At 66.1% G+C, this 21,273-nt stretch carries 19 protein-coding genes; 14 read left to right on the forward strand and 5 right to left on the reverse strand.

Annotated elements, in window-relative coordinates:
• Positions 1–108 precede the first annotated feature (108 nt).
• A complete protein-coding gene (locus ACSU1G_RS32005) occupies positions 109–1,062 on the forward strand; it encodes a LacI family DNA-binding transcriptional regulator (protein WP_439285395.1) in 954 nt (317 codons plus the stop codon).
• Positions 1,063–1,083: 21 nt separating this feature from the next.
• Here the strand turns inward: ACSU1G_RS32005 and ACSU1G_RS32010 are convergent, their stop codons facing one another.
• On the reverse strand, positions 1,084–2,067 hold the full coding sequence (locus ACSU1G_RS32010) for a serine hydrolase domain-containing protein (protein ID WP_439285280.1): 984 nt from the start codon (positions 2,065–2,067) through the stop codon (positions 1,084–1,086).
• Between the two features lie 82 nt (positions 2,068–2,149).
• Between ACSU1G_RS32010 and ACSU1G_RS32015 the strand changes: the two genes are divergently transcribed.
• The 12 genes from ACSU1G_RS32015 (at position 2,150) to ACSU1G_RS32070 (ending at position 15,842) form a co-directional block, all read left to right on the forward strand.
• A complete protein-coding gene (locus tag ACSU1G_RS32015) occupies positions 2,150–3,925 on the forward strand; it encodes an ABC transporter ATP-binding protein (protein WP_439285282.1) in 1,776 nt (591 codons plus the stop codon).
• Positions 3,926–3,961: 36 nt separating this feature from the next.
• Positions 3,962–4,855: a PmoA family protein gene (locus ACSU1G_RS32020; protein ID WP_439285284.1), complete on the forward strand. Its 894-nt coding sequence runs from the start codon at positions 3,962–3,964 to the stop codon at positions 4,853–4,855.
• A gap of 77 nt (positions 4,856–4,932) precedes the next feature.
• Positions 4,933–6,027: a Gfo/Idh/MocA family protein gene (locus ACSU1G_RS32025; RefSeq protein WP_439285286.1), complete on the forward strand. Its 1,095-nt coding sequence runs from the start codon at positions 4,933–4,935 to the stop codon at positions 6,025–6,027.
• A 249-nt stretch (positions 6,028–6,276) separates the two neighbouring features.
• Positions 6,277–7,569, forward strand: a complete 1,293-nt coding sequence (locus tag ACSU1G_RS32030; RefSeq protein ID WP_439285287.1) for an ABC transporter substrate-binding protein — start codon at positions 6,277–6,279, stop codon at positions 7,567–7,569.
• A 97-nt stretch (positions 7,570–7,666) separates the two neighbouring features.
• A complete protein-coding gene (locus ACSU1G_RS32035) occupies positions 7,667–8,656 on the forward strand; it encodes a carbohydrate ABC transporter permease (RefSeq protein WP_439285289.1) in 990 nt (329 codons plus the stop codon).
• The gene (locus ACSU1G_RS32040) at positions 8,653–9,594 is read left to right on the forward strand and encodes a carbohydrate ABC transporter permease (protein WP_439285290.1); all 942 of its coding nucleotides are present in this window, start codon (positions 8,653–8,655) and stop codon (positions 9,592–9,594) included. The genes ACSU1G_RS32035 and ACSU1G_RS32040 overlap by 4 nt, the downstream gene beginning before the upstream one ends.
• Before the next feature lie 30 nt (positions 9,595–9,624).
• Positions 9,625–10,272, forward strand: a complete 648-nt coding sequence (locus ACSU1G_RS32045) for a hypothetical protein (protein WP_439285291.1) — start codon at positions 9,625–9,627, stop codon at positions 10,270–10,272.
• Positions 10,273–10,484: 212 nt separating this feature from the next.
• Positions 10,485–11,612 (forward strand): Gfo/Idh/MocA family protein, encoded by a 1,128-nt coding sequence (locus ACSU1G_RS32050; RefSeq protein WP_439285397.1) that lies wholly within the window; start codon positions 10,485–10,487, stop codon positions 11,610–11,612.
• Between the two features lie 3 nt (positions 11,613–11,615).
• On the forward strand, positions 11,616–12,788 hold the full coding sequence (locus tag ACSU1G_RS32055) for a dihydrodipicolinate synthase family protein (protein ID WP_439285293.1): 1,173 nt from the start codon (positions 11,616–11,618) through the stop codon (positions 12,786–12,788).
• Positions 12,785–13,654 (forward strand): sugar phosphate isomerase/epimerase family protein, encoded by an 870-nt coding sequence (locus ACSU1G_RS32060; RefSeq protein WP_439285294.1) that lies wholly within the window; start codon positions 12,785–12,787, stop codon positions 13,652–13,654. The genes ACSU1G_RS32055 and ACSU1G_RS32060 overlap by 4 nt, the downstream gene beginning before the upstream one ends.
• Before the next feature lie 10 nt (positions 13,655–13,664).
• A complete protein-coding gene (locus ACSU1G_RS32065; RefSeq protein WP_439285296.1) occupies positions 13,665–14,702 on the forward strand; it encodes a LacI family DNA-binding transcriptional regulator in 1,038 nt (345 codons plus the stop codon).
• A 30-nt stretch (positions 14,703–14,732) separates the two neighbouring features.
• On the forward strand, positions 14,733–15,842 hold the full coding sequence (locus ACSU1G_RS32070) for a glycerate kinase (RefSeq protein ID WP_439285298.1): 1,110 nt from the start codon (positions 14,733–14,735) through the stop codon (positions 15,840–15,842).
• A 162-nt stretch (positions 15,843–16,004) separates the two neighbouring features.
• Here the strand turns inward: ACSU1G_RS32070 and ACSU1G_RS32075 are convergent, their stop codons facing one another.
• Both ACSU1G_RS32075 and ACSU1G_RS32080 read right to left on the reverse strand, forming a co-directional pair.
• Positions 16,005–17,132, reverse strand: a complete 1,128-nt coding sequence (locus ACSU1G_RS32075; RefSeq protein WP_439285300.1) for a Gfo/Idh/MocA family protein — start codon at positions 17,130–17,132, stop codon at positions 16,005–16,007.
• The gene (locus ACSU1G_RS32080) at positions 17,132–17,953 is read right to left on the reverse strand and encodes a sugar phosphate isomerase/epimerase family protein (RefSeq protein WP_439285302.1); all 822 of its coding nucleotides are present in this window, start codon (positions 17,951–17,953) and stop codon (positions 17,132–17,134) included. The genes ACSU1G_RS32075 and ACSU1G_RS32080 overlap by 1 nt, the downstream gene beginning before the upstream one ends.
• Positions 17,954–18,050: 97 nt before the next feature.
• On the opposite strand from ACSU1G_RS32080, the gene ACSU1G_RS32085 reads away from it, so the two are divergent.
• A complete protein-coding gene (locus ACSU1G_RS32085) occupies positions 18,051–18,704 on the forward strand; it encodes a TetR/AcrR family transcriptional regulator (RefSeq protein WP_439285304.1) in 654 nt (217 codons plus the stop codon).
• Between the two features lie 38 nt (positions 18,705–18,742).
• On the opposite strand, the gene ACSU1G_RS32090 is transcribed toward ACSU1G_RS32085, so the two are convergent.
• Both ACSU1G_RS32090 and ACSU1G_RS32095 read right to left on the reverse strand, forming a co-directional pair.
• The gene (locus ACSU1G_RS32090; RefSeq protein WP_439285306.1) at positions 18,743–20,500 is read right to left on the reverse strand and encodes a glycoside hydrolase family 35 protein; all 1,758 of its coding nucleotides are present in this window, start codon (positions 20,498–20,500) and stop codon (positions 18,743–18,745) included.
• 38 nt (positions 20,501–20,538) lie between these two features.
• Positions 20,539–21,213: a rhamnogalacturonan acetylesterase gene (locus tag ACSU1G_RS32095; protein WP_439285308.1), complete on the reverse strand. Its 675-nt coding sequence runs from the start codon at positions 21,211–21,213 to the stop codon at positions 20,539–20,541.
• Positions 21,214–21,273 lie beyond the last annotated feature (60 nt).

Genomic DNA, 21,273 nt, shown 5'->3' on the forward strand with positions numbered 1-21,273 from the left:
GTGAGCGGCGCAGTCATGAACGGTTGAGGGAGACGGATGCCCGGGGAAGACGACCTGATCCAGCCCAACCGGGTGCGCCCGCGACGCCCCTCGTCGGGCCGAGTGTCCATGGCGCAAGTCGCCAGCCGCGCGGGAGTCTCCGGCCAGACCGTGTCGCGGGTCGTCAACGACAGCCCTCGTGTCGACCCCGCCACCCGTGCCAAGGTCGAGAAGGCGATGGTCGAACTCGGCTACCGGCCCCATCGGGCGGCCAGAGCGCTGCGTACGGGCCGCACGCAGACCATCGGCCTCGTCGTGACCACGCTGGCGACGGTGGGAAACTCGCGGATGCTGCAGGCGACCGCCGCAGCGGCCGAGCTGCGTGGCTACGCGCTGCTCGTTGTCACGGCTGGCGACTCGGTCGCGACAGCATTTGATCGCCTCCACGAACAGGGCGTCGACGGTGCGATCGTTCTGAACGAAGCGTCGGCGATGACGCGCGCGAGCGATCTGCCAGAGGGACTGCGGCTGGTCGTCGTCGATGCGCCTGCGGCATCCGATCTTCACATCGTGCACAGCGATCACGCCGGTGGAGCCGCGGCGGCGACGAAGAGGATGCTCGATCTCGGCCACGACACCGTCTGGCACTTGGCCGGGCCGGAGGGATCGTTTGCCGCGACAGAGCGCGAGCGCGGCTGGCGGGAGACGCTTCGAAGCGCGGGCCTTGACCCGGAACCCGTGGTGAGAGGTGACTGGTCTGCCGATTCCGGCTACGCGGCTGCACCTGGCATGTCCGGGGCCGCCGCTGTCTTTAGCGCCAATGATCAGATGGCGCTTGGCCTCATTCGCGCACTCGCCGAGCAGGGGCGACGGGTTCCGGAAGACGTCAGCGTGATCGGCTTCGATGACGTGCCGGATGCCGCGAACTACCGCCCGCCGCTGACCACTGTGAGGCAAGATTTCGCTGCGCTCGCGAACGCTGCCGTCTCGGCGCTCGTCGCCGAGATCAACGGGAAAGAGCTGGTTCCGCCCGCAGTCATTCCCGCTACGCTCATCGACCGAGCCAGCACTCGCTCGACATAGCTCACGGCCGCGGCGTGAGCCTCAGAGACCTCCAACGATCGCGTTGTCGAGCTCGTCGATGTTGATGCCTTCACGCATCGCCCGGTTTGTCAGCAGCACCCATGCAACGCCTGCGGTTGGATGCACCCAGAATTCCGTTCCGGCCCAGCCGCTGTGGCCGTACACGTCACGGTCAACGAGGTCAGGTGCACGCGTGCGCAGGTTCCAGGTGAAACCCCAGTCCTGCCCGCGCTCGGCGGGATACGGCTCGAGCCGGGGGATCTTGCCCGTCAGCGGACGTCGCATCATCTCCAGGGTCGCTGGATGCAGGATTCCGCCGTGTTCGCCCTCGCCGATGCGCAGCAGCGCCGTGCCGAGCCGCAGCAAGTCGTCGGCGCGTCCGGCAACACCCGCGCCGGGAGATTGCTTGCGCGCGAATCGGGTCATGTCCAGGCCTGCCGCGGCCGCATCGATGACCGGATGCGCGTCGGACAGGTCGAGACTCAGCCCGTCTGCGCCGATCTCGGCGACCCACGCTGCGACCTCGGCCTCCCACGTTCTGTCGGTGGCCTGCTCGATAAGCGCGGCGATGCCCTCGAACGCGAGTGTCGAGTACCGCGATGCTGCGCCAGCGACGAAGTCGCGACCCTGTGCGAGCAGTTCCTCGCGCAGGGGCGGCGCGGAGTCCATCGGGGGTTCGCTGATCCCGGAGGTGTGGCTGACCAGGTGCCGCAGCCGCACAGTGTCGTCGTCGTGCGTGTCGTCGCGCGCGTCGCCGAACGCCGGCAGCGCGGCGGTCAATGGCGTATCCAGCGTGAGCAGGCCGCGCTCAATCGCGCGCGCCGCGGCGATGCCGACGAGAGGCTTGGTGATCGAGAACAGCGGATAGCGGTCGTCAACGCGTGCGTCGCCGAACGACTCCAGGGCGACGGTACCGTCGGCGGAGGCGATGCCGAGCACGGCGGTGGGCAAACGGCCAGCCTCGACGTGCGTGCGGACCCAGTCGAACGCAGCGGAAAAGGTCATCGGTCGAGCAGGAAGTCGGTCTCGCCGACCCGGAAGTGGGAAGTCACGCCGTCAGCCTAACCCGAGGGACTAACATGGAGCCGTGACACGGAGAGCGCTTTCCCGCATCCCCGACCTCATCGATGGGTCTCACCCGACGTGGTCGGTGCTGCGGCTGCTCATGCGCCGCCCCGGACGGATGCTCGTCGCCGTTCTCGCCTTCACGGTGAAGGAGATCCCGCTGTGGTTCCTCCCCGTCGTCACGGCGGCCATCATCGACATCGTCGCCGACGGGGGTGAGCCATCCGCCGTGCTGTGGTGGTTCGCACTGGCCGCTTTCCTGCTGCTGCAGAACTACCCGAACCACATCCTCTACACTCGCAGCTTCATGACGGTCGTGCGTGATACCGGCGCCGATCTGCGCAATGCACTGGCTGCGCGACTGCAGAGTCTGTCGATCGGATATCACACCAGAGTCAGCTCCTCGATCGTGCAGACCAAGGTCGTGCGCGACGTCGAGAACGTCGAACTCATGCTTCAGCAGGTCACCCATCCGTTGCTGTCCGCGGCGATGGTCATGACCGGCGCGATCGCGATGACGTCGATCGTGGTGCCGCAGTTCCTGCCGGTCTACGCGCTGACCGTTCCGATCGCAATCGGCATCCGCTACGGCATGCGCACACGCTCGCGTACGCGCAACGAGGTTTTTCGCCGCGAGGTGGAGACGCTGTCGGTGAGGGTGGGGGAGATGGCCTCGCTCATCCCCATCACCAGAGCGCACGGCCTTGAGCAGACCGCAGTCACCCGCGTGGCCAGCGGCGCCGATGGTGTGCGCCGCGCGGGCCTTCACCTCGACATGCTCAACGGGCACGTCGCCTCCATCTCCTGGGTTGCGATGCAACTGCTCGGCGTCGGCTGCCTCGTGCTCGCCGCCGTGTTTTCGCTCACCGGCTTCCTGCCGGTCACTCCCGGTGAGGTCGTGCTGCTGTCGACATACTTCACGCTGCTGACCGGTGGACTGGCCCAGTTGCTCATGCTGATTCCAGTCGGTGCGCGCGGCCTGGAGTCCGTGCGCTCGATCGCCGAGGTGCTGCAGGAACCAGACGTCGAGCTGAACGAGGGCAAGCTCCGGGTCGATGCCGTCGAGGGCACGATCACGCTCGAGGACGCCTCTCAGCGCTACGCCGGCGCGGACGTCGACGCCTTGCATCGTATCGATCTCGAGATCCCCACCGGAGCGACAGTCGCCTTCGTCGGCTCGTCCGGATCGGGCAAGTCAACCCTCATGAACCTGGTGCTCGGCTTCGTGCGGCCGAGCGGGGGACGCATCCTGCTTGACGGCGCCGACATGCGGGAGCTCGACATGCGCACCGTGCGCCGGTTCGTCTCGGTCGTGCCGCAGGAATCAGTATTGTTCGAGGGATCGATCCGCGACAACATCGCGTACGGGATGCCGGATGCCACGGACGAACGCATCAGCCAGGCGCTGCGCGATGCCAACGCGTGGGAGTTCGTGCAGGACCAGCCACGGGGCTGGGATGCCGTCGTCGGCGAGCGGGGTGCGCGACTGTCGGGCGGGCAGCGTCAGCGTCTGGCGATCGCCCGCGCGCTCGTGCGCGATCCGCGGATCCTGCTACTCGACGAGGCCACCTCGGCACTCGACCCCGAATCGGAGGGGCTCGTCAAGGAGGCGCTCGAACGGCTCATGCGCGGGCGCACCACCCTCGTCGTCGCCCACCGGCTGTCCACGGTGCGGCAGGCCGATCGCATCGTCGTGCTCGAGCACGGCCAGATCGTCGAGAGCGGCACCCACGACGACCTGCTCGCCGCAGGAGGTCGCTACGCGAAACTGCACCTCACCCAGGCGGGGCTCACCTGAGCCACTGCCTCGCGTCCTAATCCACGAAGGAGTGACATGACCCTGACCGTCGATCGTGCCGCCACCGAGATCGTCGTCCGCGACGGCGACGTCGAGCTGCTCCGGTATGTCTTCGTTCCTGATTCGCCGCAGCTCGAGTCGCCGAAGCCGTACCTCGATCCGCTGCGCACGCGAGCTGGGCGGGTGGTGAGCCTGTTCCGGCCGTGGGATCACGTCTGGCACAAGGGTATCGCCTGGTCCCTGCCGGTCGTCGACGACCAGAATTTCTGGGGCGGGCCCACATACGTACACGGGCATGGCTACGTCCAGCTGCCCAACGACGGCACACAGGCGCATATCGCCGTCACCGCAGTCGACGAGGGCCAGATCGCCCGCTTCGCGCACGATCTGGAATGGATCACCGAGAATGGCCGCCGTCTTTTCACCGAGCGCCGCGAGCTCACCGCGCGACTACTGACCGACGAGGCATGGGCGCTCACGTTCGCGACCGAGATGACCAACATCACGGATGCGCCGATCCTGATCGGCTCTCCGACGACGAAGGGCCGCGACAACGCCGGTTACGGCGGACTGTTCTGGCGCGGCCCGCGCTCGTTCACCGACGGAATGCTCGTCACCGCAGACGGGACAGGGTCTGGATCCGACGTCCGTGGCCAGCGTCACGAGTGGATGGGCTTCGCCGGCCGGCATGACGAGATCGATGTGACGTCGCTGCTCGTGATGGTCGATGCGACGTCCAACCCTCATCACCCGCCGCAGTGGTTCGCCCGCTCCGAGGAGTTCGCCGCGTTGAATCCGGCACCGTTCTTCAGTGAGGAATTCACGATCGCCCCGGGTGAGACGGCGACGTTCCGCTACGCGGTCGGGATCGCGGATGCTGGAGCGGATGCCGCCGCGGATCTCGCGGCGCGACTGCGGGAGCTGCTGTGACCGGCATCGGAACGATGTCCTCTGGTGCGCGTCGTAAAGTTCAAAGCGTTCCTTCTTCGAGACTCTAAGGCTCCCGCATGATCTCCCCCCTCCGCGCCGCGATCGTCGGCACCGGCTCAGTTGCCAACCTCCACGCCCAGGCGGTGGCGGTGCATCCGCGCGCCGAGCTTGTCGCCGTGACCGACCTGTCGCGCGCCGCGGCCGACGCCTTCGCTGAGCGGCACGGCGGTCCGGCTGTGTACGACACGCTCGACGCGCTGCTGGATGCGGAGCATCCGGACGTCGTTCTTATCTGCACGCCGCCGGTGGTGCACCGCGAGCAGGCGCTTGCCGCGCTCGCCGCCGGTGCGCACGTCGTGGTGGAGAAGCCGCCGGCGCCGTCGCTGAATGATCTGGACGAGATGCGCACGGCGGCGGCGGCGGCCGATCGTCAGCTGGCGGTGGTGTTCCAACAGCGCACCGGTACCGCCGCCGCGCACATCCGGCGTCTGTTGCACGAGGGCGCGCTGGGTCGCCCGCTGATCGCCGTCTGCCAGACGCTCTGGTATCGCGGCGAGGACTACTTCGCAGCGCCGTGGCGCGGCAAGTGGAAGACCGAGGGCGGCGGCACGACGCTGGGTCACGGCATCCATCAGCTCGATCTGCTCGCGTTTCTTCTCGGTGACTGGGCGAGCGTGCAGGGGCGACTGTGGCGGCTCGATCGCGAGACCGAGACCGAGGACGCATCCACGGCTACCATCACCTTTGCGAACGGCGCCGTCGCGCAGGCAACGACCAGTGCGGTCTCGCCACGCGAGACCAGCTCGATCCGCATCGACACCCAGAAGGCAACCGTGACCGTCGACCATCTCTACGGGCACGGTCACGTGAACTGGTCGATCACACCGGCTCCCGGTTTCGAGGGTGAGTCCGACGGCTGGGCGCTGCCGCCGGTCGAAGAGCAAAGCGGCCACGCGGTGTTGCTACGCGACGTGTTCGACGCGTTGCTGGACGGCCGCGACCTGCCGGAGACCGCAGACGAACCGGCCCGCTCGTTCGAGCTCGTCGCTGCGATCTACGCCTCGGCAGCCAGGGACGGAGCCGTCATCACGCCGGCCGATCTCGCTTCGCACTCGACGCATCGCACCGGTTTCGCGAGCCCGGTGACCGACATGCGGGACGCCGACGCATGATGCTCACCGGTGTCGAGACCCACCGCGGGTGCGCGGAGGAATGCCGGTGACGCGTCACGATTCAGACTCAAGGGGGAAGCGTTGCGTCACGCGCTTGCAAAACGTTTCAACGCGTAGTACCGTGACCGGCAAGCGCTTTCCCTGAATGTAATCTTCTGTTCGATATGAATAGCGCCCACCCTGCACCCACATGGACAATGAACGTTCGCCCGAGCACAGAGAACGCGGACGTTCACAGAGAGGACAAAGATGTTCAACAAGAAGCGGTCACTCGCAGCGGTCGCGCTCGTCACCGGCGCAGCCCTGGCACTCGCCGGCTGCGCCGCCGGCGGTAACGGGCCAGCAGAGGAGGTCGACTCCGAGGAGGAGGTCACGCTTGACCTCGCGTTTTGGGGCAACGACGTGCGCGCGGACATGTACAACCAGGTCATCGAGGCGTTCAACGAGGAGCACCCGAACATCACGGTGAACGCCACCTTCCTGGGCTTCCCTGAATTCTGGGAGAAGCGCCAGACTGAGGCCGCCGGCAAGAACTTGCCGGACGTCATGCAGTTCGATTACTCCTACCTTCGTCAGTACGCCGAGAACGGGCTTCTCCTCGACCTTGACCCGTACCTGGGTGACATCATTCAGACCGAGCCGCTCTCCGAGAACATCTTGTCGATCGGCGTTGTGGCTGACACCACCTATGCGATCCCGACCTCGACCAATGCGTGGGGTCTGTTCACCAATCCGACGCTGCTCGCGACGGTCGGCGCCGAGGACTTCGGCGGCGGTTCGTGGGCCGACTACACCGACTGGATGGCCGGCGTCACCGAGGCTGCAGGCGGCGAGTTCTGGGGCGGCGCTGACTACACCGCTCGCATCCAGAACTTCGAGCTCCAGTTGCGCGCAGAGGGCGGGAATCTCTTCAACGAGGATGGCACGCTCGGCTTCGATGAGGATCGCCTCGCCGAATTCTGGGAAGAAGGGCAGGAGGTCCGCGACGGGATCGGCGTCCCGCGGCAGCTCATCGAAGAGCTGATGCCCCTCGACCCGTTCGACGCGGCCAAGACCACCAGCGCGCTCACCTGGGACAACTTCGGCAGTGGCTTCCTCGGCAACCTCGGCGAGGGGTACACCGAGCTGGGTCTGCTGGCTCCACCGGTGACTGTTGAAGGTGCGAAGGACCTGTATCTGAAGCCCTCGATGCTGCACTCGATTGCCGCGAGCACCGAGCACCCCGCGGCTGCCGCCACGCTGGTCGACTTCCTGATCAACTCTCCGCAGTCGGGCGAGATCTTCGGTACGAACCGCGGCCTGCCTGCGTCGAGCACCGCGCTCGAGGCGGCTGGCCTCGATCCGTTGAGCCTGCAGATCAAGGACTACCAGTCCTCGATCGCCGACCGCCTCGGCGATGCCCCGCCGGTGCCGATCGTCGGCTCTGGCACCATCGAGGAGAAGTTCCGCCTGCTCGGCGCTGAGCTGAGCTTCGGCACGATCACCGTCGAGGACGCGGTCGCGCAACTCTTCACAGAGATCGACGTCATCCTGAACGGCTGATCTGGCTGACGGGTACGGGGTTCGGGCGGTAGCATCACCGCACGGACCCCGCACCCAGGACGCCACCCGAACTGCCCTCATCCCCACAGGAGCCCCCGTGAGTACGACTGAGACGAGAGTCATCGTCACCGGTGAGAAGCGGCGCCAGCCGCTGCGCCGCCGCCGGCCCGAGAGTCTGAACCGCCCCAGTCAGAAGCGTCGCCAGCTGCGCGAGACCGCCGCCGGGTACGGTTTTCTCATCCCGTGGTTGATTGGCTTCTTCGGTCTCACGATCATCCCGATGGTGTATTCCCTGTACCTATCGTTCACGCGGTACAACATCTTCCAGCCGCCACGCTGGGTCGGCTTCGACAACTACGTGCGGCTGTTCACGAACGACCCGCAGTTCATGCAGTCGGCGCAGATCACGCTGATCTACGTGCTTGTCGGCACCCCGATCTCTCTGGCCGCGGCCCTGGGGGTCGCGATGCTGCTGAACTACCGAGACAAGGGTGCCGGCTTCTTCCGCTCGGCGTTCTACGCCCCGAGTCTGATCGGCGGCTCGGTGTCGGTCGCGATCGTGTGGCGGGCGATGTTCGGCTCGGACGGCCCCGTCGACAGCGCGTTGAGGTCCTTCGGCCTCGACCTGGGTGGCTGGGTCGGCAATCCCTCACTCGTACTGCCAGCGATGATCGTGCTGGCGATCTGGCAGTTCGGCGCCACGATGGTGATCTTCCTGGCCGGCCTCAAGCAGGTGCCTAAGGAGCTGTACGAGGCAGCTGAGATGGACGGCGCGAACGCGTGGCACCGCTTCCGAGCAGTGACACTGCCGATGCTCTCTCCAGTGATTTTCTTCAACCTGCTGCTCGGCTTGATCGGCGCATTCCAAGTGTTCGCCTCGGCGTACATCATCTCCAACGGCTCTGGTGGTCCCGCGGGCATGACGAACTTCATCACCCTGTACCTGTACAAGCGCGGCTTCTCCGACGGGCAGATGGGCTACGCCGCCGCGATCGCGTGGGTGCTGCTCGTCGTCGTTGCGATCATTGCCTTCATCCTCTTCAGAACCCAGCGTTCCTGGGTGCATTACGCGGGAGACAACCGATGAGCACTTCCAACGCCGCCACGACGTCCGGTGCAGCCTCCACTCCGGTCTTCGCCGTGCAGCAGACCACACCGGCCAGCCCGCCTGCCCCCCGGCGCCGAGTGAAGCGCAAGACCTGGCAGACCGTTGTGTGGCTCCTCGTGTTGCTGGTACTCACCGCGATCGTGCTGTACCCGCTGCTGTGGCTGTTCTTCTCCACTTTCAAGCCCAATGCGGAGTTCGGCCAGAACCCCGGTCTGCTGCCGAACTCGCCCACGATCGAGAACTACATCAAGGTCGCCGACGGCATCGCTGGCGTGCCGATGTGGCGGTTCTTCCTCAACTCGCTCATCCTGGCCGTCGCGGCCGTGGCAGGCACGGTGCTGTCCTCGGCACTGGCCGCGTACGCCTTCGCCCGCGTGCAGTTCAAGGGCCTTGGCATCCTCTTCGCCGCGATGATCGGGACGCTGCTGCTCCCGTTCCACGTCGTGATCATCCCGCAGTACCTCATCTTCAACAACCTCGGACTGGTTGACACCTTCTGGCCGCTCGTGCTGCCGAAGTTCCTCGCCACCGAGGCGTTCTTCGTGTTCCTGCTCGTGCAGTTCATTCGGCAGATGCCGCGTGACCTGGACGAGGCTGCGCGCATCGACGGCGCCGGGCACTTCCGGATCTTCTGGGCGATCATCCTGCCGCTGATCAAGCCCGCCCTGATCACCTGCGCGATCTTCTCGTTCATCTGGTCGTGGAACGACTTCCTTGGGCCGCTGCTCTACCTGACCAGCCCCGACAACTACCCGCTACCGATCGCTCTGCGCCTGTACAACGACCAGACCTCCAGCAGTGACTACGGCGCTACCGTCACCGCCTCGTTCATTGCGCTGCTGCCGGTGCTGCTGTTCTTCCTGGCCTTCCAACGGTTCCTCGTCGACGGCGTCGCCACTCAGGGACTGAAGGGCTAAGTCAGCGTGGTCATGCAGGAGGAGATGACGATGTCCCGGCGCGAGGAGCGCGCCGCCCGCCGGGCTGCGCTCTCGGGCAGTGGTCCGACTAGGGGCGACGCGCAGCCTGCGCGCTTCCCGGGCGCAGGCGCGAAGTTCGCCCTGTTCGGCGAGGTGCTGCTCACCGGGCTCCTCATCACGATCGTCAGCGTGCTGGTCCTCACGCTGCCCGCGGCGCTGGCCGCCGGCGTCCGTCATCTGCGCCGGTTCATCGCGGCGGAAGACTCACGACTGAGTCTGTTCTGGGTGGACGTGAAGCGGGCGATCCTGCCGGGCCTGCCCCTCGGCCTCGGCGCAACCCTTCTCGCCCTCGTGCTGTTGCTCGACATCGATCTGGCGCGGTCGGGCTTCCTGCCCGGAGGGTCGATGATCGAGGTCGTCGGCTGGGTTGGCCTCGCCGCCGGAGCGCTTGCGCTGCTCACTGCCGCCGGCGCATGGACGCCCGAACTCGGCTGGAGGGGTGCGCTGCGCGCGATCCCGAGCGTCGTCGGGGCAGACATCGTCGGCGCCTGCTACCTCGTCGCTGCGGCGGTGTTCGTCGTCGCGACCACGTGGGCGCTCGCACCACTGTTCGTCCCCGCGATCGGATGTGCGGCGCTCGCTGTCGTCGCGATCCCAGAGCGTCGCCGTTCCCGCTGACGGCTGACTGCTGACTGTGATCCTCTGAGACGGCAAGACAGCGTGGGCGCGGCTTGCGGAAAGCGTGTTCCGATGCCATGATGAATTAACTGGAAAGCGCTTACCAAGTCGGGGTGGGCCGGAGAAAAGGAACGAAAGTGTCAGAGACGACCACGCTCGCTACCGCCCCCGCGGCATCCACTCGCCAGCAGGTGCGCGAGATCGGCATCATCATGAACGGCGTCTCCGGGCGCATGGGCTACCGGCAGCACCTGGTGCGGTCGATCCTCGCGATCCGTGATCAGGGGGGCATCGAACTTTCAGACGGCACGAAGGTGACGGTGAAGCCGATTCTCGTCGGTCGCAGCGAGACCAAGCTCGCCGAACTTGCCGCTGTGCACGGCATCGAGGACTACACGACCGATCTTGACGCGGCACTCGCTGACCCGCAGTGGGAGATCTACGCCGACTTCCTGGTGACGAAGGCCAGAGCATCCGCCATCCGCAGGGCGATCGCTGCGGGCAAGGCGATCTACACCGAGAAGCCCACTGCGGAGACTCTCGAAGAGGCGCTCGAACTCGCGCGTCTGGCGAAGGATGCCGGTGTGAAGACCGGTGTGGTGCACGACAAGCTCTACCTGCCGGGCCTGCAGAAACTCAAGCGACTCATCGACTCGGGCTTCTTCGGTCGCATCCTGTCGGTCAGAGGAGAGTTCGGGTACTGGGTGTTCGAGGGTGACTGGCAGCCGGCGCAGCGCCCGAGCTGGAACTACCGCACCGAGGATGGCGGCGGCATCATCACCGACATGTTCCCGCACTGGAACTACGTGCTGGAGAACCTGTTCGGTGAGGTCAAGAGCGTCTACGCGCAGGCCGCGGTTCACATCCCCGAGCGCTGGGACGAGAAGGGCGAGAAGTACACCGCCACCGCCGAGGATGCCGCCTACGGCATCTTCGAGCTCGAAGGCGGCGTCATCGCCGAGATCAACTCCAGCTGGACGGTGCGCGTGAACCGCGATGAGCTCGTCGAGTTCCAGGTTGACGGCACGCACGGGTCGGCAGTGGTCGGACTCTTCGGTGCGAAGATCCAGCCGCGTAACGCCACGCCCAAGCCGGTCTGGAACCCTGACCTTGAAGACACTCACGACTACGACGCTGACTGGCAGCAGGTTCCCACCAACGAGATCTTCCTGAATGGCTTTCGCCAGCAGTGGGAGGAGTATCTGGAGTCCTTCGTGCTCGGCACCGACTACCCATTCGACCTTCTTGCGGGGGCCAAGGGCGTGCAGTTCGCCGAGGCGGGACTCACCTCCAGCGCCGAGGGTCGCAAGGTCGTTCTCGAAGCTCTGACGCTGGACTGACCCATGACGATGCTTCGCCTTCTCTCCGATGACGGTGTGCTGTCGGATGCCACGCTGAACGACACGGGCACGTACACCCGCCCGATTGCGCCGCTGCGCAGCCGCGTGGCCTTTGCCGCCGCGCACGTTGTCCCCAAGGTTCATGCTGACAACACTCCCGGACAGCCCGCGGACATCGACTGGGATGCAACCCTCGCATTCCGACGCAACGTCTACTCCTGGGGTCTCGGGGTTGCCGATGCGATGGACACCGCGCAGCGCAACATGGGGCTGGACGCGGCAGCCACGCGCGAGCTCATCGCCCGCAGTGCCGAAGTTGCCCGTGAGGAGGGCGGTTCGGTCGTGGTCGGTGTCAACACGGACCACGTCGCCGAGTCGCACATCTCGCTCGGCGCCGTGATCGACGCCTACAAGGAACAGCTGCACTTCACTGAGGAACAGGGTGCCGGTCCCGTGCTGATGGCTTCGCGCCACCTCGCTCGTGTGGCGACGGATGCCGCGGACTACCGTCGCGTATACCGCGAGGTGCTGCAGTCGGCGACCGTGCCAGTCGTGCTGCATTGGCTCGGTACCGCCTTCGATCCTGAGCTCCGCGGCTATTTCGGTGCGGAGGACTGGCAGAGCGCATCCGCGGTCTTGCTGGACATCATCGAGGAGAACCCGGGAAAGATCGCCGGGGTCAAGATGAGCCTGCTCAATGCCGAGTCCGAGATCTCGGTGCGCTCGCGCTTGCCTGAGCGCGTGCGCATGTTCACCGGCGACGACTTCAACTACGTCGACCTCATCGGAGGAGACACTGTCGGACGAGGAAGCAGTCACTCCGACGCGCTCCTCGGCGCGTTCGCCGCAATCACGCCGGTCGCCTCGGCGGCGATTCAGGCGCTGGATGCCGGAGATCCCGAGGCGTACCTGCGCATTCTCGGGCCCACCGAGGAACTCAGCAGGCAAGTGTTCGCCGCGCCAACGTTCTACTACAAGACGGGTGTGGCGTTCCTGTCCTGGCTGAACGGTCATCAGCCAGCTTTTCAGATGATCGCAGGGCTCCACTCGGCCCGAAGCCTCCCGCACCTCAGCCGCATCGTCGAGCTTGCGAACGCATCGCTCGCGCTGGAAGACCCTGAACTCGCCCACACCCGCTGGCACGCGATGCTGCGCCTGAACGGAGTGGACGCATGAACGCTCCAGACCCGCGCCTGTCCATCAACCAGGCCACCATCAAGTACGCCGACCTGGCCACAGCGCTTCGGGTGACGGTCGAGGCCGGAGTCCAGGCGATCGGGTTGTGGCGTGAGCCGGTACAGGCGGTCGGCCTGACGGAAGCGGCGGCGATGCTCGCCGACTCGGGGCTGCGGTTCACCACCCACTGCCGCGGTGGCTTCTTCACGATTCCTGAGGGGCCAGCGCGTCGTGCGTCGATCGATGACAACCGGGTCGCGATCGAGGAGGCTGCAGTCCTCGCGGCGGCCGGCGCTGAAGGATCCACCGCCACTCTCGTACTCGTCGCCGGCGGCCTGCCCGAGGGGTCGCGCGATCTGGTGGGGGCTCGTGAGCGAGTCCGCGACGCCATCGGGGAACTCGCTCCTGACGCCGCCGCCGCCGGTGTCACCCTCGCGATCGAGCCGCTGCATCCGATGTATGCGTCCGATCGTTGTGTGGTTGCCACTCTCGGGCAGGCGTTGGACATCGCGGCAGACTTCGACCCGGCCGTCGTGGGCGTCACGGTGGACACCTTCCACATCTGGTGGGATCCGGATGTGATCTCGAGCATCCAGCGTGCTGGTCGTGAGCGACGCATCGCGACGTACCAGGTCTGTGACTGGAAGACACCGCTTCCGCTGGATGTGCTCCTCGGTCGCCACTACCCGGGCGAAGGCGTCATCGACTTCGGGCCGATGACCCGAGCGGTCCTCGAGAGCGGGTACGACCGCGACATCGAAGTGGAGATTTTCAACGAGAAAGTCTGGGCGACAGACCCGCTCGAAGTCGTTCGACGAACTGCTGCGGGGTTCGGTTCAGCCGTTTCGCCGCACCTCACCGCTTAGAATCACGATTGTGACTGACGTTCCTGCTCCCGCGCACTCCGGCTCAGCCACGCTGCATGACGTGGCGCGAGAAGCCGGAGTCTCTCTGGCCACTGCATCGCGTGCTCTGAACGGCTCGACGCGCAAGGTCGCGGACTCCTATCGGGAGCGGGTCGAGGCAGCTGCTGAAAGGCTCGGATACACCGCGAACCTGTCGGCACAAGCAACGGCTCGTGGCACGTCGGCCATCATTGCACTGCTTGTGGCTGACATTGCCGACCCTTACTTCGGTGAACTGGCATCCGGCGTCGCCCGAGGAGCCGATGAGGCGAGTCTGGTCGTCACGATCGCGATCACCGAACGCGACCCCGAACGCGAGGTGCGCCTCGTGCGAGCCCTCCGTGGTCAGCGCCCACGTGGCGTGATCCTTGCGGCATCCCGTCCCTCGCCCGAGATCGCACCAGAGCTCGCCAAAGAGCTCGACGCGGTGACGGCGTCCGGTGGACGGGTCGTCGCTCTCGGCGTCGGATCCGACACTGTCCGCTCCGTCTGCATCGACAATCGCGGGGGAGCCAAAGCCCTGGGGGCCGCACTCGCCGAGCGAGGGTATCGTCAGGCAATCGTGCTTGCAGCGGCCGAGGGCGTGGTGACCAGCGATGCACGTCTGGCTGGATTCGAAGATGGATTCACCGCCGCAGGCGGAGCGCAGCCGCGCGTCTATCGTGGTGCCTTCACACGCGATTCGGGCACCGACGTCATGGCGCAGGCGCTCGCAGATGGCATCGACCCAGGAACGCTCGTGTTCGGCATCAGCGACGTGGTCGCGATCGGTGCTCTGTCGGCGATCCGTGCGTCCGGACGTGAGGTAGGCGTCGACATCGCTTTGTGCGGGTTCGACGACATCCCCACCGGACGTGACGTCACCCCGGCCCTCACAACCGTGCATGTGCCGTTGGAAGACGTCGGATACGAGTCCTTCCGCGCCGCCACTGACCCGGACTGGGTGCAGGACGACGATGCGCTCCGGCTCGAAGTCCTCCTGCGATCCAGCACGCCCCCGCTGTCTTGACCGAGAACACGCTCACAGGGGGAGACATGGATGATTAGGGTCGTACTCGCACCGGACAGCTTCAAGGGATCCATCACGGCGGCGGATGCCGCGCAGGCGCTCGCCGATGGGTGGGCTTCCGTCGATCGAACGGCCGAGTTCGTGATGCGCCCGATGGCCGACGGTGGCGAGGGCACGGTGGCCGCGTTCGCCGCGGCGGTGCCTGGTGCCGTGCGGATGCCGGTACGAGTCGACGGCCCGGCCGGCGTGCCGGTGGATGCCGAATGGCTGCTTCTTCCGTCGACGGATGCCGCGCCTGGCGGCACCGGCGTGATCGATCTGGCATCGACGTCTGGCATCGAGTTGGTCGATGAGCTGCGTCCCTTCGATGCTGATACGACTGGATTCGGGCAGGCGATCGTCGCCGCGCTCGAACATGGAGTCTCGCGTCTCGTGCTCGGCATCGGATCGAGCGCCTCGACGGATGGCGGCACCGGTCTGCTGTCCGCGCTCGGTGCCCGGTTCACTGATGCGGGCGGACTGCCGATCGCGCCTGGTGCCCGCGGACTGCTGGACCTCGCCGTGGTCGATCTCGAAGGGCTTCGCCCCGCGCCGGAGGTCCTCGTGCTCTCGGACGTGACGAACCCGCTCGTCGGCTCGCACGGCGCCGCGGCGGTGTTCGGACCGCAGAAGGGTCTGACGGATGCCGTCGACATCGTGCGCGTTGATGCCGCACTGGTTCGCCTCGCCGACCTTCTCGGCCTCAACCCGCAGTTGCCGGGTTTTGGTGCTGCAGGCGGGGCCGGCGCAGCACTCGCACGCTGGGGTGCCGAGCTCGCTCCGGGTGCCGGTGAAGTCGCGCGGCTGATCGAACTGGAAGAAGCGCTCGCCAACGCCGACATCGTCGTGACCGGAGAGGGTTCCTACGACGGTCAGTCCGGCGACGGCAAGGTGCCATCGTTCGTCGCCGGCCTCGCAGCCCGCGCGGGCGTGCGCGCCGCCCTCGTCGCCGGGCGGATCACCTCAGACTCTGACACCTCACTGTTCAGCGCATCCGCGTCTCTCACAGACCTCGCCGGTTCCGGGGAAGCGGCAATCGCCGACTCGCGGCGCTGGCTTCATGCGGCCGGGGCTGCGCTCGCGAACACCTTCGCCCGCTGAAGGCGTGACCATGACTGACGCCAGGACATATAAAGGCAACAGCTGCTGGGCGACGCAGTTCTTCCGGCAAACCGCGGAGCAACTCGCCGCTTAGACAGAACCGGCGCGGCATCTGCATTCCGCAGGTGCCGCGCCGGTTCGTCGACTCTTCTGAGGATCGACTTAGAGCGTCTGCGCGAGCGGGTCGAAGTCTGCACCGAGCGCGCCGACCGAGTCGAGCGTGCTCTCGACCGGAACGAACGCGCTGCTGTCGGCCGTGGCGGCCTCCTCGATCGTGAGGAGCGTGTCGAGCACGTGGTAGCCAAGCTCGCCGGTGGCGACGTGAGCCCGACCGGCACGGATCGACCGCGCCATGTCGAGCACGCCGAGACCGCGGCCGGTCATGATGCCTTCCTGCGGCAGGTCGATGCGAACCGTGTCGGATCCGGCATCCGGCGCCGGGCGCACGATGGTGAGCTCTCCGCCGAACGTGTTCGGGTCGGGGATGATCAGCGAGCCCTCGGTGCCGTGGATCTCGACGATGCCCTGTCGACGCAATGCAGAGTCAGTGCTGTACAAGCTCTGCCCCTGTCCGCCGTTCTCGAACTGCATGAGAACGGAGACGGTGGAGGGCACCTCGACGGGGAAGGTGTCACCAGCGAGCGGTCCGACCTGAACGGTGCGGTTCTCGGTTCCCTTGAGGCCGAGGGCTGCAACGGCGGCGACCGGGCCGAAGACGTGGATGAGCGTGGAGACGTAGTAGGGCCCCATATCGAGCAGCGGTCCGCCACCCACGGCGTAGAGGAACGCGGGGTTCGGGTGGAAGATCTCCGGACCCTGCCACTGGAACGTCGTCTGCGCGAACAGCGGACGCCCGATGTCGCCACGGGCGATCGCCCGCTTCGCGGTTTGAACGCCAGGACCGAGCACGGTGTCGGGTGCCACACCGACGCGCAGGCCCGCAGCCGTAGCCTTCTCGAGCAGGCCGCGCGATGATGCGCGGTCGACGCCGATCGGCTTCTCCGTCCACACGTTCTTGCCGGCGGCGATGATGCTCTCCGACACCGCGACGTGCACGGCGGGGATGGTGAGGTTGATGACGATCTCGATGTCGGGGTCGTTCAGCACGACGTCGACGCCGCCAGCGTTCGGGACACCGTACTTTGCTGCCTGCTCACGAGCGCGGTCCTCGAGGAGATCGCCGACTGCGAGGACGGTGACATCTGGGAACTGTGAGAGGTGGGTGAGGTACTGATCGCTGATGTTGCCGGCGCCGATGATGCCGACGCCGACGGGGCCGCTGGCGGCCATCAGAGTGCTGCCGCCGCGTTCGAGACTGCTTCTTCGATGAAGACGCGGCTCTGCTCAATGGCGGCATACAAGTCGCCTTCGAAGTGGTCAAACTCGACGATCGCGATTTCGAGAGCGGATGCCGTGGCGATCGACTCGGCGAGCGGAACGGCGCCAAGACCTGCGGCAACCTGGTCGGCGGGCGGGTAAGCGGCAACTTTCTCCGGCTCGAGCGTGCCGTCCTTGGCGTGCACCGCGATGACACGGTCACCGAGGGTGCGCAGCAGTGCGAGGACGTCGACGCCTGCGCGGGCGGCCCAGTACAGGTCGACCTCGAGCACGACGCGCGGGTCGAGGTTGTCGGCGAGGATCTCCAGGCCGGTCTTGTCGCCGAAGCGCGCTTCGAGCTCGTGCGCGTGATTGTGGTAACCGATGCGGATGCCGCGTGCCGCGGCCGCGTCAGCGGCAACGTTGAGCAGCGCGGCGATCTCCTGGATCTGCTCGACGCTGGTCCAACGGGCGGGGTCGGTGTAGGGCTCGATGACGACACTCATTCCGAGCTTCTCCGCCGCGGCGAAGGTCTCGTCCAGGGTGGGGACATCGCTGTCTGTGGGGGTTCCGTCGGGGTTCACGAAGGACGCGGATGCCACGAACGCGTGACCGGTCGGGGAAGCGAGGTTGCGCGAGGACAGCGCCTCAGCGAGCAGATCCGCGCGACGGACGAAGTTGTACGGCTCGACAGTCGTGAAGCCGCGCGCGGCGATGGCGTCGAGGGTTTTGTCGAGGTCTGCGTCAAGGTCTTGGTTGACGGTGAAGAGCTGGATGGAAGTGAGAACGGACAAGAGTGAATGCTCCTCGTTGAGGTGATTTCAATGGTGTGGTGCGAGATTAGCAGAGAAAACCCCCGTGTGGAGGTTTTTCTTGAGTAGGATCGTGAACATGACAGCGGAACTCGGGAAACCGGCCCAGGATGCCGGTGCTGCCGGTACTGATGCCGTTGCTGATGCTCCGAGGGCACTCTCTCGAGGCGCCTATGCGAAGGGCGTCGCGCGGCGCCAGGAGATCCTCGACCGTGCGATCGAGGTGTTCGCGCAGCGTGGCGCCGATCGCACCAGCCTGCGTGCCATCGCCGAGGCCGTCGGCGTGACGCACGCGGCACTGAGGCACTACTTCGGGTCGCTGGAAGAGCTGCTCATCGAGGTCTATCAGGAGTCGACGCACACGATCGCCTCGACGGAGATCCCGGGCGCCGAGCCCGAACCCGTCGGGGGAATGAGCCGATCGGCGGAGCGCAACCGCGAGATCCCGGGGCTCGTGCAGCTGTACTCGACGCTCGTGTCGTCCGCGCTCGAGGAGGGACATGAGCACGCGACGGCCTGGGCGACGCAACGCTTCGCGCGGCTGCGCGCTGACATCGCCGAGCAGGTGCGCGGGCAGCAGCAGACCGGGCGTATGCGCGCCGATGTCGACCCTGACGCCGTCGCAGCCCTCATCATCGCGGCATCCGACGGCCTTCAGACGCAGTGGCTGCTGGACGAGTCGACGAAGCAGTCCGAGGCTCTCGCCCTCCTCGAACTTTTCCTTGCCCCCTGAAGTGGCTCAGGCGCCCAGCGAGCGCTTTTCCGACACGCTCATTCGACTTCGTGTCCCAGGTTCGGGCGAGCGAGGAAGCGTGCCGTCGCATCAGTGATCGTCTCGAGTTCGACGATGACGATCTCGTTGCGGCCCTGCTTCGTCACCGGACCCGGAACGTACAGAGTGCGCTGCGGGCCACGACGCCAGTATCGGCCGAGAAAGAAGCCGTTGATCCAGGCGTAGCCTTTGCCCCAGCCTGCCGTGTCGAGGAAGAGATCTGCGGGCGCATCCAGGTCGAATCCTGCGCGCAGGCCCACCGGTCCGGCCGCATGGGCGTTGGTGATCGCATCCGAGACGCTCGCGTTCGTGACGGCGTGGACGAGTCGGGGGACGTCGATGCTGCGCACCTGCCAGGGGCCGCCGAGCGGGATGCCGTTGAGTGTCGGCGCGGAGATGACGCCCTTGTGCTCGCCGATCTTTGTGTCGTAGTTGACGCGTCCGGTCTCTTCGACCAGAAGGCGAAGGTGATCGCCGGGAGGAAGGGCAAGGGCAAGGTCCCCGGTTGTCCGCTGAAGCGTGCCGACGGGGCGGTCATCCAGGCTGACCCATGCGAGGTCGCGAATGTGTGCCGCCAGAACGGTCGTCTCCTCGGACGCGATGCGAGTGGAATACTCCACGAGCACGACGTCGGGGCCGAGATCATCCATCGACGGCGGGACGCTGAACTCGCCGTGGTCGAGGGTCGCTGCCGGGAGCGGGTCCCCAACGCTCTCGAGCGGAACAGTCAGCGTCGGTGCGTCGACAACAGCGGGCAGTGGATCCGAAGGCACCGCAGCATGCTTTGCGATCACACTGCGGAACGCATGGAACTTCTCGGTGAGATCGCCCGATTCGCTGATCGGCGCGTCGTAGTCGTAGCTCGTCACGAGCGGCAGATAGCGTCCGGAATCGTTCGCGCCGGCGGTCAGAGCGAAGTTCGTGCCGCCGTGGACCATGTAGATGTTGACGGATGCTCCGGCGCTCAGCAGCAGATCGAGATCGGCGGCGCTGTCGGCGAACGTCGTGGTGTGGTGCTTCTCACCCCAGTGGTCGAACCAGCCGCACCAGAACTCCATGCACATCAGCGGGCCGGTGCTCTGGTGTTCGCGCAGCGTGGCGAGGCGTTCGTGGATGCGAGAGCCGAAGGATCCGGTTTTATGAAGCCCCTCGTGCGCGCCGTTCTCGAGCATGTGCGCGATCGGCTGGTCTACCTGGGTCAGTGGCACGGTGATGCCCGCCTCGCGTGTGAGTCGGATGAGTTCTGCGAGGTAGGCCTTGTCTGAGCCGTAGGCGCCGTACTCGTTCTCGATCTGCACCAGAATGACGCTGCCACCGGTGTCGATCTGGCGCGGAGCGATGATCTCGTTGACCTTCTCCAGGTAGCCGGTGACGGCTTCGATGTAGCGAGGGTCAGAACTGCGGAGTCGTATCGCCGGGTCGGCTGTCAGCCAGGTCGGCAGACCGCCGTTGTGCCACTCGGCACACACGTACGGCCCTGGACGCACGATCGCGTGCATGCCTTCCTCCGCGATCAGATCGAGGAAGAGGCCGAGGTCGTTCTGTCCGGTGGCATCCCACTGCCCGCGGATCGGTTCATGCGCGTTCCAGGCGACGTAGGTCTCGATGGTGTTGAGTCCCATGAGGCGAGCCTTGCGGATGCGATCGCGCCAGTGGCCCGGATGAATTCGCGGGTAGTGCATCGCCCCCGAAATGATCTGTTGCGGTGCGCCGTCGAGAAGAAAGTCGGTGTCACCGATCTCAAAACGGGAAGTCATTGATGTCCTTTCAGAGAGTGGTCTTCGACGCGATCGCGTCAGCTGACGATCTGCGAGCCCTTTGCGGGCTGGTCGCCGCCCTGTCGTTCGATCGCACGCAGCGAGCGGGCAACGTACGCCGCAATGCGATCGGCACCCTCGACGCGGAAGTGCGTGTTATCGGTCAGCCCGTCTGGCCAGGCGGCTGCCTCTCCTGGAGCGAAGTGCGAAAGCAGGCGTGTGGACTCGACCTCACCGAGATCCTCATACAGCCAGGAGGTGAAAGCCGTGAGGTCGATGAGTGGCGAATCGAGCTCATGGGCGAGATCTCGCACAGCGTTCGGGTAGTCGCCGTGTGTGGGAATCAGCTGGCCGGCGTCGTCGAACCAGCGCCGTTCGCACGACGTGCACAGCACGGCGAGCGCGCCCTGCTCGTGAACATCGGCGACCATGCGGCGCAACCGATCGGTGTAGCCGCTGCGAGCGGCGAGTTCTGGTTGCTTCTGGTCGTTGTGTCCGAACTGGATTATGACGATGTCGCCCATGCTGACCTCAGACAGCAGTTCTGTCCAGTTGCCGGAGGAGAGGAAGGATTCGGTGGTCGCGCCACCGAAGGCGAGGTTTCGTACGGAGAGTTCGACATGGCGTTCGAGGAAGTGCCCCCACCCCGACATCGGACTCTCTTCGGGCTTCATGGGAGCGACGGTCGAGTCGCCCGCCAAGTGATAGATCATCTTCGATTCCTCAAACGCTGGGCACCACGGTGGATGCGAAAGCCTGTGACAGCAGTGTGT

It is taken from the genome of Microbacterium sp. A93 (genome assembly GCF_051842835.1).